This is a genomic window from Pseudomonas sessilinigenes (genome assembly GCF_003850565.1).
Lineage (GTDB): Bacteria > Pseudomonadota > Gammaproteobacteria > Pseudomonadales > Pseudomonadaceae > Aquipseudomonas > Aquipseudomonas sessilinigenes.
Genome location: NZ_CP027706.1, coordinates 696,530 through 709,422 on the forward strand (window position 1 = coordinate 696,530; position 12,893 = coordinate 709,422).

Sequence of the window (12,893 nt, forward strand, 5' to 3'; positions counted from 1 at the left end):
CGGTGGTACGGACGGTTTCGCTAGGGCTGTTGGCAAGCATAGTGGTGTTCCTTCTCGGGGCCGCCGCCAGCGAGGCGACGGCGCGTTCGTCAATGGGCGTGAGCATTTGCTGTCTAGTCGATCACCCGTCCTTTCAACGCAAAGAGCCCCTGTGGACGTTTCTGGATGAACAGGATGATCAACCCCAGGATCAGGATCTTGCCCAGCACGGCGCCGATCGCCGGTTCGAGGATCTTGTTGGCGATTCCCAGGCCGAAGGCCGCCAGGATGCTGCCGGCCAGTTGCCCGACGCCGCCTGCCACCACCACCAGGAACGAGTCGATGATGTAGCCCTGGCCCAGCTCCGGGCCGACGTTGCCGATCTGGCTCAGGGCCACGCCACCCAGGCCGGCGATGCCCGAGCCCAGGCCGAAGGCGAGCATGTCCACCCGGCCGGTGGGCACCCCGCAGCAGGCGGCCATGTTGCGGTTCTGGGTCACCGCGCGCACGTTCAGCCCCAGCCGGGTCCGGTTCAGCAGCAGCCAGGTCAGCAGCACCACGGCCAGGGCGAAACCGATGATTGCCAGGCGGTTGTAGGGCAGCACCAGGTTGGGCAGTACCTGGATACCGCCGGAGAGCCAGGCCGGGTTCGCGACTTCGACGTTCTGCGCGCCGAACAGCAGGCGCACCAACTGGATCAAGATCAGGCTGATGCCCCAGGTCGCCAGCAGGGTCTCCAGCGGGCGGCCATAGAGATGGCGGATCACCGTGCGCTCCAGGGCCATGCCGATGCCGGCGGTGACCAGGAACGCTACCGGCAGGGCCAGCAATGGGTAGTACTCCATGGCCTGGGGCAGGTAGCGCTGCAACAGCGATTGCACCACGTAGGTGGCGTAGGCGCCGAGCATCAGCATCTCGCCGTGGGCCATGTTGATCACCCCCAGGAGACCGAAGGTGATCGCCAGGCCCAGGGCCGCCAGCAGCAGGATCGAACCCAGGGACAGGCCGCTGAAGGCCTGGCCGAGCACCTCGCCCACCAGCAGCTTGCGCTTGACCTGGGCCAGGCTGGTTTGCGCGGCAGTGCGCACACCGGCGTCGCTCTCCGCCCCCGCTTCCAGCAGGCCTTCGAGACGGGTACGGGCCAGTGGCTCGCCGGTCTCGCCCAGCAGGCGCACTGCGGCCAGGCGTACGGCCGGGTTGCTGTCCACCAATTGCAGGTTGGCCAGGGCCAGGCTCAGGGCGTCGTGCACGTCGGGGTCCCGCTCGGCGGCCAGCCGTGTGTCGAGGAACTTCAACTGCGCCGGTTTAGCGCTTTTCTGCAATTGCCGGGCGCCGGCCAGGCGGGTGCCGGGGTCAGCGGCCAGCAGCTGGTGGCTGGCCAGGGCGGTGTCGATCAAACCGCGCAAGCGGTTGTTCAAGCGCAGGGGCCTGGCCTGGCCATCCAGCGTCAGTTGGCCTTGTTGCAAGCTGCCGAGCAGGGCAAGGCGCGCCGGATCGGGCTGGGCGGCCCAGGCTTCCAGCAGTTGCGCTTGCTGGTTGGAATTGGCCGCGACAAAGTCTTCGGCGTCACCGGCATGGGCGGCGATTGGCAGCAACAGCAAGCAAGCCAGGAGCAGGCGATAAAGCGACATGGTCACGTCCTTGGATACAACAGAGAACCTTGTAGGAGCGGGGCAGCAGGAACACCGCCATCGCGGGCAGATCGGATCGCCGCCCGCTCGCTCCTACAGGGGAATGGATACGCTGCTCAGTTGCTCTTCACCGCGTAGTCCGGCTTCTTGTCGTTGCCCGGGATGTAGGGGCTCCAGGGTTGGGCGCGGACCGGGCCTTCGGTCTGCCAGACCACGTTGAACTGACCGTCGGGCTGGATCTCGCCGATCATCACCGGCTTGTGCAGGTGGTGGTTGCTCGGGTCCATGGTCAGGGTGTAGCCCGAAGGCGCGGCGAAAGTCTGACCGGCCAGGGCCTCGCGGACCTTGTCGACATCGGTGGACTTGGCCTTCTCCACGGCCTGGGCCCACATGTGGATGCCCACGTAGGTGGCTTCCATCGGGTCGTTGGTCACCGCCTTGTCGGCTCCCGGCAGGTTCTTGGCCTTGGCGTAGGCCTTCCAGGCGGCGACGAATTTCTGGTTCACCGGGTTATCCACCGACTCGAAGTAGTTCCAGGCGGCGAGGTTGCCCACCAGTGGCTTGGTGTCGATGCCGCGCAGTTCTTCCTCGCCCACCGAGAAGGCCACCACCGGCACCTCGGTGGCCTTCAGGCCCTGGTTGGCCAACTCCTTGTAGAAGGGCACGTTGGAGTCGCCGTTGACCGTGGAGATCACCGCAGTCTTGCCGCCGGCGGCGAACTTCTTGATGTTGGCGACAATGGTCTGGTAGTCGCTGTGGCCGAACGGGGTGTAGACCTCTTCGATGTCCTTGTCGGCCACGCCCTTGGCGTGCAGGAACGAACGCAGGATCTTGTTGGTGGTGCGTGGGTAGACGTAGTCGGTGCCCAGCAGGAAGAAGCGCTTGGCGCTGCCGCCGTCTTCGCTCATCAGGTATTCCACCGCCGGGATCGCCTGCTGGTTGGGGGCGGCACCGGTGTAGAAGACATTGGGCGACATTTCCTCGCCCTCGTATTGCACCGGGTAGAACAAGAGGCCATTGAGCTCCTCGAACACCGGCAGCACCGATTTGCGCGAGACCGAGGTCCAGCAGCCGAACACCACCGCCACCTTGTCCTGGCTCAGCAACTGCCGGCCCTTCTCGGCGAACAGCGGCCAGTTGGAGGCGGGGTCCACCACCACCGCTTCCAGTTGCTTGCCGTTGACTCCGCCCTTGGCGTTGATCTCGTCGATGGTCATCAGGGCCATGTCCTTGAGCGAGGTCTCGGAGATCGCCATGGTGCCCGACAGCGAATGCAGGATGCCCACCTTGATGGTCTCGGCGGCCTGGGCGGTCCAGGTCAGGCCCAGGGTGGCAAGAGCGGTCGAGAGGGTGAAAGCCTTGAGCAAGCTACGACGCTTCATTGTGCGATCTCCGTGAACTCTTGGATTTTTAAGAGGTAGATGCGAACGAGTGAAGGGTGTTTTGCAAGGGTTGTGCCCAGTAGGGTTCGGGCGGCCAAGTGCTGTTTTAAAGCGGTTTCGCGCGAGTGCTGCGCACTAGAAGGGGACGCGGGGCGGAGGGTGGTGCGGGGGCGTGCGTCATTGTGGTGCTGCCGTGGGATGGCAGCACCGATATGCAAGGCTCAGTTCACTCCAGGCCAGGAGTCCACGTAGCGAATCGTGAAGTCAGGGTAGGAGTCGACCATTTGAATCTTGTAGTCGGGGTATTGATCAACGATCTGCCATTTACCCGTTGAGTCTGGCCACTGACTGACCTTCTGCACTTTCAGGTCCGGCCAGGAGTCATCGATCTTTACCTTGTAGTCGGGATAAGAAGTGACGAACTGGATCTTGCCGTAAATCTTCGAAACGTCGACCTTGGTGTCCGCGAGTGCGCAGCTGGATCCAAGCACCAGCAGGGACAGGCACAGGGTTTTCAACATGGAACTCATCCTGAGAATTGAAGAGCAGGCATTCTAGATGACCGCGATCCCTTGGGGTGCATGATTCAGCGTCGGCGCATCAGGCCGATGAAGAACAAGCCGCCGATGGCCGCGGTGGCCACGCCGATGGGCAGGTCCTCGGGGGCGATCAGGGTTCGCGCGGCAACGTCCACCCACACCAGGAACAGGCTGCCCAGCAGCACGCAGGCCGGCAGCAGCCGACGGTGTTCGGCACCCACCAGGCGCCGGGCGATGTGCGGCACCATCAGCCCGACGAAGCCGATGGAACCGCTGATGGACACCAGCACCCCGGTCATCAGCGAGGCGATCAGGAATACCTTCAGGCGCACGTTGCGTGCGTTCAGGCCCAGGGTCACGGCGGTCTGCTCGCCGGCCATCAGGGCGTTCAATGGCCGGGCCATGCCCAGCAGCAACAGCAACCCGAGGAGCACGCTGATCGCGGGAATCGCCAGCAGCTCCCAGCGCGCCAGGCCCAGGCCGCCGAGCATCCAGAACATCACCGCCGAACTGGCCCGGTGGTCGCCCATGAACAGCAGCAGGTTGGCCACCGCCATCATCACGAACGACACCGCCACCCCGCACAGCAGCAGGCGGTCGCTGTCCAGGCGACCGCTGCGGGCGGCGATGCCCAGCACCAGGATCATGCTCGCCACGGCGCCGATGAAGGCGGCCAGGGGCAGGGTCAGCAGGCCGATGACCTGCCCCACGTGCAGGACCACGATCACCGCCCCCAGGGTGGCGCCGGAGGTGACGCCCAGCAGGTGCGGGTCGGCCAGCGGGTTGCGGGTCACCGCTTGCAGCACCGCGCCGATCAGCGCCAGCCCGGCGCCTACCAGCGCGCCCAGGAGCATGCGCGGCACGCGGATCAGCCAGACGATATGTTCCTGGCCGGGGCTCCAGTCCACCTCGCCCAGGCCCAGGGTCTTGTGCAGCAGGATCCGGCCCACCACGTCCACCGGCACCCGCGCCGGGCCGAATCCCAGGGACAGCACGCAAGAGACCAGGAGCAGGCCGGCGAGGGTCAAAAGCAGCCAGCTGTAGCGACGTGTAGTCATTCGCCGTGGAAACCCTTGGCCAGGGTTTCCACCGCCAGCACGTTGTCGATGCCCGGGGTGGCCTGCACATAGGGGATGACGATGAAGCGCTGGTTCTTGATGGCGTCGACGCCTTGCAGCGCCGGGTTGTCCAGCAGGAACCGCTGCTTCTGCTCGGCGGTGACTTCGCTGTAGTCGACGATGACGATCACTTGCGGGTTGCGTTCCACCACGGTCTCCCAGTTGACCCGGGTCCAGCTGGCCTCGACATCGTCGAGGATGTTGCGCCCGCCGGCGGCGTCGATCAGCGCCTGGGGCATGCCCAGGCGGCCGGAGGTCATGGCCCGGTCTTCACCGCTGTCGTAGAGGAACACCCGGGGTTTGTCCGTGGGCAGGTCCTGTTGCACCTGGGCCACCTGCTCCTGCATCTGGGCGATCAGGGCATTGGCGCGATCCTGCACGTCGAAGATCCGGCCGAGGTTGCGCAGGTCGTTGTAGGTGTCGTCGAGGCTGGCGGCCGGACGCTTCATCACGAACGCGCAGGACTCGGTCAACTCATAGACATTGATGCCCAGGGGCGCCAGGGTCTGCGGGGTCAGGTCGCCGCCCACGCGCATGCCGTAGTCCCAGCCGGCGAACAGGAAGTCGACGTTGGCATTGAGCAGGGTCTCCACCGACGGGTACTTGGCCGCCAGTTCCGGCAGGCCGTCCAGCAGGACGCTCATCTGTGGGGTCACGGCCTTCCAGCCACTGACGCCGCTGTAGCCCACCATGCGCGACTTGAGGCCCAGGGCGAGCATCATCTGGGTCATGTTGATGTCGTGGCTCAGGGCGTGTTTGGGCGCTTGCTTGAAGGTCACTTCGCGGTTGCAGCTGGTGATGGTCAATGGGTAGCGGGTGGCCTCGGCGAAGGCCTGTGCGGCCCCCAGTGACAGGGCCAGGAGCAGGCTGGAGCGAAGCAGGGAGCGCAAGGTCATGGTTGGGTGATCCAGGTGATTCGTGGGTAGCCGGACAGGGGGTGGGCATCGATCAGCGCCTCGACGCCGAAGACGTTGCGCAGCAACTCGACGGTGAGCACTTCGCCGGGAGTGCCGCTGGCGACGATGCGTCCGTGGTCGAGGACGTACAACCGGTCGCAAAAGGCCGCGGCCAGGTTCAGGTCGTGGATGCTGGCCAGGGTGCCGATGCCCAGGCGCTTGACCCGTTGCAGCAGTTCCAGCTGGTAGCGCGGGTCAAGGTGGTTGGTCGGCTCGTCGAGGATCAGCAACTGCGGTTGCTGGGCCAGGGCCCGGGCCAGGATCACCCGTTGCTTTTCCCCGCCCGACAGGGTCGCGAAGGCATGCTCCTCGAAGCCCAGCAGGCCCACGGATTCCAGGGCCTCGCGGGCGATGGCGCGGTCGTGCCGGGTGTCGCCGTCGAACAGGCCCTTGTGCGGGGTGCGGCCCATGGCGACCACTTCCTGCACGGTGAGGCCGAAGGCATCGGGAAACTCCTGGAGCACCACGGCGATGCGTTGTGCGCACCAGCGTGGCGACTGCTTCCAGACATTCTGGTGGGCCAGTTGCACCTCGCCCTGCTGCGGCTTGCTGAAGCGATAGGCGCAGCGCAGCAGGCTGGTCTTGCCGCTGCCATTGGGCCCGATCAGGCCGACGAACTCCCCGGCCTGCACGTGCAGGTTGGCCTCACGCAGTTGGAACTGGTGGTGGCAGTGGCCCTGGCCCAGGGGGCTCCAGGCCAGGTCGAGGAGGTTCAGCGAGGTCATGCCTTGTCCGTGTGGTTGCCGGTGGTCCCGCAAGGGGTCAGAAGCGATAGTCGGCGGTGACGAAGAACGAGCGCGGCTCGCCGAGAATCCATTGCTGGCCGTCATTGTATTGGCTTTGGGCGTACTGGCGGTCGAACAGATTATTCAATTGCAGGCCCAGGGTGGTATTGCGCAAGGCTTGCCACGAGATGTTGGCGTCCACCACGGTGTAGCTGGGCAGCTGGTTGCGGTTGGCCATGTCGGCGTAGCGCGCATCGACGTAGCGCACCCCGGCGCCGGCCCGCAGGTCGTCGTTGATGGCCTTGCTCAGCCACAGGTTGGCGGTGCGCCGTGGCACGTCCACCGGGCGCTTGCCATCGCGGGAGACTTGCACGCCGTCGACGTCCTGCTGGAAGTCGTCGTACTGGGCACGAACGATGGCGGCGTTGGCCTGCAGCTGCCAGGCGTGGGGCAGTTGCAGGTCCAGGCTGGCCTCCAGGCCATTGGAGGATTGCTGGCCCACTTGCTGTTTCAGGTCCGGGTCGCCCGGCACATCGGTCAGCAGCTTCTTCTTGACGATGTGGTAGGCCGCCAGGGTCCATTCGCCCCGCTGGTCCCAGAACGCCTGCTTGAGGCCGATCTCGGTCTGCTTGGCGGTGGACAGGTCGAATTGCTGCTGGCTCTTGCTCAGGGAAATCAGCCCGCCGACACCGTCGGTGCTGGTGGAGTACTGGCCATAGAGGGAGGTATCCGGGGTGACGGCGAACACCAGGCCGGCCTTCCAGTTGTTGCCGGTCAGGGTCTTGTCGCTCTGGCTGCCGTCCTTCAAGTCATCGCGATCGATATGCGCATAGTCACGGCGCACACCGGTCACCAGGGACCAGCGCTCGCTGAGTTGCAGGCGGTTTTCGGCGAAGACCGACATCTGCCTGGTGGTGGTCTTGAACTGATCGCGGTAGGGGCTGTTGCTGATGAACTCGCCCTTGGCTGGGTGGTACAGGTCGATGGAGTCACCATGGGGGGTGACGTCATTGAAGGGCGAGTTGCTCTTCATATGGAAGCGGATGCGGTTGTAGTCCATCCCGACCAGGGTTTGGCTGTCGAGGCCGAACAGCGAGTGCTTGAGGGTGAAGGTCTGGCGGTCGCCCACCTGTTCCTGCTGGTGGCTGATACCGAAGTAGCCGCTGCGGCTCAGTTGCCGGTCCGCCGTGCTCCAGTTGTAGTTCTCGGCGTTCTGCCAGCGGCGCTGGGCCTTGAGGTAGTACAGCTCGTTGCTGGCGCTGAGGTTATCGGAAATCTGCCACTCGCTGGTCAGGCGGGTCCACTGGTCGTTGTAGTGCTGCTTGTCGTTGCTGACGTTGTAGTTCTTGTCCCGCAGGCGTTTGTGCAAGCGCCCGTCGATCAGCGGCGTGCCGAAGTAGTTCATCGGGTTCTGGTCGCCGTAGTCGTGGGCCAGGGTGAAGGCCAGGTCATCGCGGGCCTGCCAGCGCAGGGCCGCGCTGACGAAATCCCCCGAGGAATCGCCACGGTCGACCCAGCCGTTGCTGCGCTCGCGATTGAGGTTGAGCCGGTAGCTCAGGCTGTCGCTCAGCGAACCGCCACTGTCCAGGGCCTGTTGCTGGCGATCGAAGGAACCGTAGCCCAGGCGCAGGTGGTTCTCGATCTCGCCACTGAAGGGCTTCTTGGGGATGGTGTTGATTACCGCGCCAGTGGCGCCTTCGCCGTACAGCACCGAGGCCGGGCCGCGCAGTACGTCGACCCGTTCCACGGCCCAGCTGTTCACCGGAAAGGTCACGGTGCCCATGCCGGTGTACATGCGGTTGCCATCGTAGAGTTGCATCACCGAACTCTGCCCGGTGAAGCCCCGGGCCGACAACGAGGTGCCGCCGTCCCCGGGGGTGCCGGTGCGGCTGATGCCGGCGCTGCGCGATACCGCGTCCTGGATGCTGCGATCGCCCCGGGCGCGGATGCGCTCGCCACTCAGGCTGTCGGTGCTGGCCGGGGTTTCCAGGGCGCTCAGGCCCAGGCGTGAACCGGCGGTGGTCGGGGTCTTCAGGCTGACGCTGTCGTCGCTTTCGTTGGCTGCGGCAGAGATGGTGCCGGTGGGCAGGGTCAGGGCGGCATCGTCGGCCTGGGACAGGGACGGCAGGGCGAGCAGGCAGAGACTGGACAGCAGGTACTTGTTCATCGGGGCGGTGAATCGCTTCTTCGAGAGGGTTGCCCGCAGTGGGGGGCTGCGGGCAAGGAGCTTACATCAAGTGTTATAAAGTAACACTATTTCTGTGCGCGGCTAAAGCGCGGGGATTGTACAGAGCCCTCTGCAATGAGCATCTCGGCTGACTCATGTTGAAGATGAGGCAGATTCAGGATCGCGGTTCCAGCGCGAGATCACCAGGCGATCCAGCAGCCACACCACCACCAGCGAGGCGCCTACCAGGGGAAAGGTCACGGCCAACAGGGCGATGACCAGCATCGCGGTTTTCCAGCGTGGCAGATCGTGGCGCAGCGGCGGCACCCCGAGACGGCCGGCGGGGCGACGCTGCCACCACATGACGATGCCGCTCACCGCACCCAGAAGGATCATCAGGCACACCACCAGCACTACCAGCTGGTTGAAGCGGCCGAACATCTTGCCCTCATGCAACATCACGCCCAGCTCGGTGGCCCGGGCCACATTGCTGTAGTGCTGCCAGCGCACATCAGCCAGGACCTTGCCGGTGTACTGGTCGACATGCAGGGTGGCGTCGTTGCGCGGGTCGTCGGCGAACAGGGCGATGGTGAACACCCCGGTGGCGCTGCTGGGCAGGGTGATGCTGTAGCCGGGCTCGACCTGGCGTTGGCGAGCGATGTCCTGGACCTGTTGCAAGCTGATGGCCGGGGCTGCCGGGGCCGCTGTGGCCATGGCGTGGCCCCTGTGCTCGGCATGGTCGCCGGACATCGGCATCGGCGTGTTCTCCAGGGCCCAGGGCACGGTCTGGCGGGTGGCGCTGTTGAGCTCGCCGGCCTGCTGGTCGGAGGTCGGTACGTCGTTCCACATGGCCACCGGGAAGCGGTTCCACAGGTCGGCGTACTGCCTGCCCCAGAAGCCGGTCCAGCTCATGCCGCTGAGCAGCATCAACAGCAGGAAGGCCGCGCCCCAGAACCCCAGCACGCCATGCAGGTCGCGCCAGAACAGCCGGCCCCGGGCATTCAGGCGTGGCCATAGCACGCCTGCCGAAGACTTGCCCCGTGGCCACCACAGGTACAGGCCCGAGACCACCAGGACGATGCCCCAGCTGGCCGCCAGCTCCACCAGCCGGTCGCCGACGGTGCCGATCATCAGCTCGCCGTGAATGGCCCGGGCCACCGCCTGCAGGTTGCGCTTGGCATCCTGCTCGCCGAGCACGTCGCCATGGTAGGGATCGATGAAGACGTTGAGTTCCTGGCCTTTGTGCTGCACCACGAACTGGGCGCTGCGCCCGGCATCCACAGGTGGCAGGTACTGCTTGATATGGCCCTGGGGATAGGCCGCCTGGACCCGTTGCAGCAGCTCGTCGGCCGCCAGGCTGTGCTGCCCGGCGGGGACCTTGAGCAAGCTGGGGTACATCAGTGGGTCGAGTTGCGGTTTGAACAGGTAGACGATGCCGGTCAGGGCCAGCATCACCATGAAAGGGGCGACGAACAGCCCGGCGTAGAAATGCCAGCGCCAGGCCAGGTTGTAGAAAGACACTTTGGGTCGGTTCATCGGGAAGCGCTCCGCAAGGCTGTGGATCTGTCGTTATGGGTGGCACCTGAAACCACTGCTGAAGGCCCTGGGGGCCTTGTCGCAGCCTCGCCAGCTCGGCAGCGGCTACAGGTGCCTGGTGTAGCCGCTGCCGCAGGCTGCGTACGGTCGTGCAGCGGTCGCAACGGTTCGTCAGAAGCTCAGGTCGACCTTGGTCCAGAAGGTGCGGCCGGGTTCCTTGATGGCTTGTGGATCAGTGGCCGGGTAGCCGAAGCCGGCGTTGCCCGCCAGGTTCAGGTGCTCGGCGTAGGCCTTGCCGAACAGGTTGTCGACCCCGGTGCTGAGCTTGAGGTTCTTGTTGATGCGATAGGCGCCGTTGAGGGAGAACACGCCGAAGCCGCCGCTCTTGCCGAAGTCCTTGCCGACCACGTTGCCCTTGTTCAGGTCGACGCGGTTTTGCGCCGCCACCACCCGCCACAAGGCGCCGGCGCTCCAGTCGTCCTCGCTGTAGGTCAGGCCCAAGCGCGCATCCAGCGGTGGCATCTGCGGCAGGGCCTTGCCATCGCTGCTGTTCTTGCCCCAGGCATAGGCCAGGGTGGCATCGGCCTTCCAGTTGGAGGTCAGCTTGTAGGCCGCGCCCAGTTCGCCGCCCATGATCCGGGCGTCGATGTTCTCGGCCCGGGACGTGCTCATGCCCATCATTTTCGAGTTGTAGTCGAAGAGGATGTAGTCCCGTACCTGGCCGATGTAGCCCGAGGCCCAGGCCTCCAGGTCGGCGCCCTGGTATTGCAGGCCGAAGTCGAGCTGGGTGGTCTTTTCCGGCTTGATCGAATCGAAGGCGTTCAACGAGCCGGCTGGGCCCATCTTCGGCGAGAACAGCTCCCAGTAGTCGGGGAAGCGCTGGGCGTGGCCGAGACCGGCATACAAGGTGGTCGGGCTGTCGGCCAGGTCATGCTCGTAACGCACGAAACCGCTGGGCAGGGTATCGGCACGGGTGTCGCCGGCGGTGGGGTTGGGGCGGCTCATCATTCCCGACTTGATGCTCTGCCGGTAGTCCTTGGCCGAGGCTCGATCAAGGCGGGCGCCGGTGATCAACCGGTCGCGCTCGGCGGCGTACCAGGTCAGCTCGCCGAAGGCGCCGTAGTTGTGGAAGTCGGCGTCCTTGGTCCAGGGCTGGCCCTTGTGCGCATCCACGCCCATACCGCCGCGCTGGCGATGTTCGTTGGTCTGGGCATCGATGCCGCCGATCAACTGCACATCGGCCCAGCGCCAGGTGGCCTTGATCCGTGCCCCCAGGGTGCGGCGGTCGACGTTGCTGACCATGGGCATGCCCATCATGCCGCTGCCCGACGGGGTGCGCAGGCTGTAGTTGTCCATCACGTGGTCGGCGTAGTTGTAGTAGATCTGGGCCTCGACCTTGTCCAGGATCTCGCCGATGTTGGATTTCTCGAACCGCAGGCCCAGGCTCTCGCGCTTGAACTGCGAGCCGTCCATGCCACGACCGGCGTAGCGGGCCTCGCCGTCGCCCTTGCCAGCAGTCAGCTCCAGCAGGGTGTCGGCGTCCGGGGTCCAGCCCAGGGCTATGTCGCCGTTCCACTTGTCGTAGCGCGAGGCCACGGTGTCGTTGTTGCCGTCCTTGTAGTCGTCGGAGTGGGCGGTGTTGCCGATCACCCGCACATAACCCAGGGGGCCGCCAGCGGCCGCGTCCAGGGTCTTGTCGAAGCGGCCGTTGGAGCCGGCCAGCAGGCTGGCGTTGACCCGGGTGCCGAGTTCGCCGAAGTGCTCGGGTTCACGGTCGAAGAGCACGGTGCCGGCGGAGGCACCGGGGCCCCAGAGTACGGTTTGCGGCCCCTTGATCACGGTCAACCGGTCGTAGGTTTCCGGGGAGATGTAGGAGGTCGGGGCGTCCATGCGGCCAGGGCAGGCGCCGAGCATCATGCTGCCGTTGGTGAGGATGTTCAGGCGCGAGCCGAACATGCCGCGCAGCACGGGGTCGCCGTTGGTGCCGCCGTTGCGCACCAGGGCAAAGCCGGGAATGGTCTTGAGGTAGTCGCCGCCATCGCTGGCCGGCACCGGTTGGCGTGGGTCCTTGGGGTTGGTCACCACGGTCAGGGGCGAGCTGGGGGCGATGGCGGTGATCACCGTCGGGCTCAGCTCGGTGCTGTGGTGGGCGTGCTCGGCCGAAGCCTCGTCGGCCACGGCCAGGGGCGTCAGCAGGGCACCACACAGCACCGCCAGGGCACGGTTGAAGTGCTGGCGCGATGGGTTCAGGGCAAAAGGCTTGGATGGCTGGGCAACGCCCAGGCGAGAGTCAGCAGAAAACATAATGGTTCCATCGATCGGTCTTGAATGACACGGCCGCGAGCGCACGCCTGTCGTGCTGACAGCCGGCCGTGTGGAGTGAGCAGGTGACTCAGGCGTCGATCGGCGGAGCGCGGGTCAGCGCGCCGGGGAACACGGTCTGCCGGGCGTGGCCCAGGCGCGTGGCGGGGATCAGGAAATGCTGGGCCAGCGGTGCATCGAGCTGGGCGAATGACAGCCCCGATGGCAGTGCCGGACAGTTGAACAGCAGGCTGCAATAACCGCATTTCTCCCAGAGCACATGCTGCTCGCCCTGGGCTTTGGCGGGGTGCGAAGCGTGTGGGTTATCGCCGTGGCAGCCGGACACGCCGCTGCCCATGTCCATGGATACGGACATGGTCATCGGCATCGCGTGATCCATCGGCATCGACTGGGAAATCAGCGGACCGATGAAGATCATCAGCATGGCGAACAGGCTGATCCAGCTGCCGCGCCGCACCCCTATGGAGGTACGGCGCGCTGCGGACCGCCTGCGGCCAGGCGCGAGCGGGGCGTTCACGGATGGGACCGGCGGTCAGTG

10 protein-coding genes are annotated in these 12,893 nt (G+C 65.6%); all 10 read right to left on the bottom strand.

Annotation, left to right across the window (positions count from 1 at the left end; all coding sequences use genetic code 11):
* Positions 1–113: 113 nt before the first annotated feature.
* Positions 114–1,610 (bottom strand): urea ABC transporter permease subunit UrtB, encoded by a 1,497-nt coding sequence (gene urtB / locus C4K39_RS03120; protein WP_164487262.1) that lies wholly within the window; start codon positions 1,608–1,610, stop codon positions 114–116.
* 116 nt (positions 1,611–1,726) lie between these two features.
* The gene (urtA, locus tag C4K39_RS03125) at positions 1,727–2,992 is read right to left on the bottom strand and encodes an urea ABC transporter substrate-binding protein (protein WP_068577079.1); all 1,266 of its coding nucleotides are present in this window, start codon (positions 2,990–2,992) and stop codon (positions 1,727–1,729) included.
* A 221-nt stretch (positions 2,993–3,213) separates the two neighbouring features.
* Positions 3,214–3,513 (bottom strand): 7(1) septoil knot domain-containing protein, encoded by a 300-nt coding sequence (locus C4K39_RS03130; RefSeq protein WP_068577081.1) that lies wholly within the window; start codon positions 3,511–3,513, stop codon positions 3,214–3,216.
* Positions 3,514–3,578: 65 nt separating this feature from the next.
* Complete coding sequence (locus C4K39_RS03135) at positions 3,579–4,589, bottom strand: FecCD family ABC transporter permease (RefSeq protein WP_085595418.1); 1,011 nt, start codon at positions 4,587–4,589, stop codon at positions 3,579–3,581.
* Positions 4,586–5,545 carry an ABC transporter substrate-binding protein gene (locus tag C4K39_RS03140; protein WP_068577085.1) on the bottom strand — a complete coding sequence of 320 codons (960 nt, stop codon included), beginning with the start codon at positions 5,543–5,545 and terminating at the stop codon, positions 4,586–4,588. Before C4K39_RS03140 ends, C4K39_RS03135 begins: the two co-directional genes overlap by 4 nt.
* The gene (locus tag C4K39_RS03145; protein WP_068577086.1) at positions 5,542–6,330 is read right to left on the bottom strand and encodes an ABC transporter ATP-binding protein; all 789 of its coding nucleotides are present in this window, start codon (positions 6,328–6,330) and stop codon (positions 5,542–5,544) included. Before C4K39_RS03145 ends, C4K39_RS03140 begins: the two co-directional genes overlap by 4 nt.
* A 37-nt stretch (positions 6,331–6,367) precedes the next feature.
* Positions 6,368–8,497 carry a TonB-dependent receptor gene (locus tag C4K39_RS03150; protein ID WP_124345638.1) on the bottom strand — a complete coding sequence of 710 codons (2,130 nt, stop codon included), beginning with the start codon at positions 8,495–8,497 and terminating at the stop codon, positions 6,368–6,370.
* A gap of 153 nt (positions 8,498–8,650) precedes the next feature.
* Positions 8,651–10,033 carry a PepSY-associated TM helix domain-containing protein gene (locus C4K39_RS03155; protein WP_124345639.1) on the bottom strand — a complete coding sequence of 461 codons (1,383 nt, stop codon included), beginning with the start codon at positions 10,031–10,033 and terminating at the stop codon, positions 8,651–8,653.
* Between the two features lie 171 nt (positions 10,034–10,204).
* Positions 10,205–12,337, bottom strand: coding sequence for a TonB-dependent copper receptor (locus C4K39_RS03160; protein WP_124345640.1), 2,133 nt, complete (start codon positions 12,335–12,337; stop codon positions 10,205–10,207).
* Positions 12,338–12,425: 88 nt separating this feature from the next.
* Positions 12,426–12,872 (bottom strand): DUF2946 domain-containing protein, encoded by a 447-nt coding sequence (locus C4K39_RS03165; protein WP_225926554.1) that lies wholly within the window; start codon positions 12,870–12,872, stop codon positions 12,426–12,428.
* Positions 12,873–12,893: the final 21 nt, after the last annotated feature.

Coding starts and splice junctions, on each gene's coding strand:
- C4K39_RS03140 (WP_068577085.1), bottom strand. CDS start 5,545: ATGACCTTGCGCTCCCTGCTTCGCTCCAGCCTGCTCCTGGCCCTGTCA.
- urtA (WP_068577079.1), bottom strand. CDS start 2,992: ATGAAGCGTCGTAGCTTGCTCAAGGCTTTCACCCTCTCGACCGCTCTT.
- C4K39_RS03150 (WP_124345638.1), bottom strand. CDS start 8,497: ATGAACAAGTACCTGCTGTCCAGTCTCTGCCTGCTCGCCCTGCCGTCC.
- C4K39_RS03130 (WP_068577081.1), bottom strand. CDS start 3,513: ATGTTGAAAACCCTGTGCCTGTCCCTGCTGGTGCTTGGATCCAGCTGC.
- urtB (WP_164487262.1), bottom strand. CDS start 1,610: ATGTCGCTTTATCGCCTGCTCCTGGCTTGCTTGCTGTTGCTGCCAATC.
- C4K39_RS03135 (WP_085595418.1), bottom strand. CDS start 4,589: ATGACTACACGTCGCTACAGCTGGCTGCTTTTGACCCTCGCCGGCCTG.
- C4K39_RS03160 (WP_124345640.1), bottom strand. CDS start 12,337: ATGTTTTCTGCTGACTCTCGCCTGGGCGTTGCCCAGCCATCCAAGCCT.
- C4K39_RS03145 (WP_068577086.1), bottom strand. CDS start 6,330: ATGACCTCGCTGAACCTCCTCGACCTGGCCTGGAGCCCCCTGGGCCAG.
- C4K39_RS03155 (WP_124345639.1), bottom strand. CDS start 10,033: ATGAACCGACCCAAAGTGTCTTTCTACAACCTGGCCTGGCGCTGGCAT.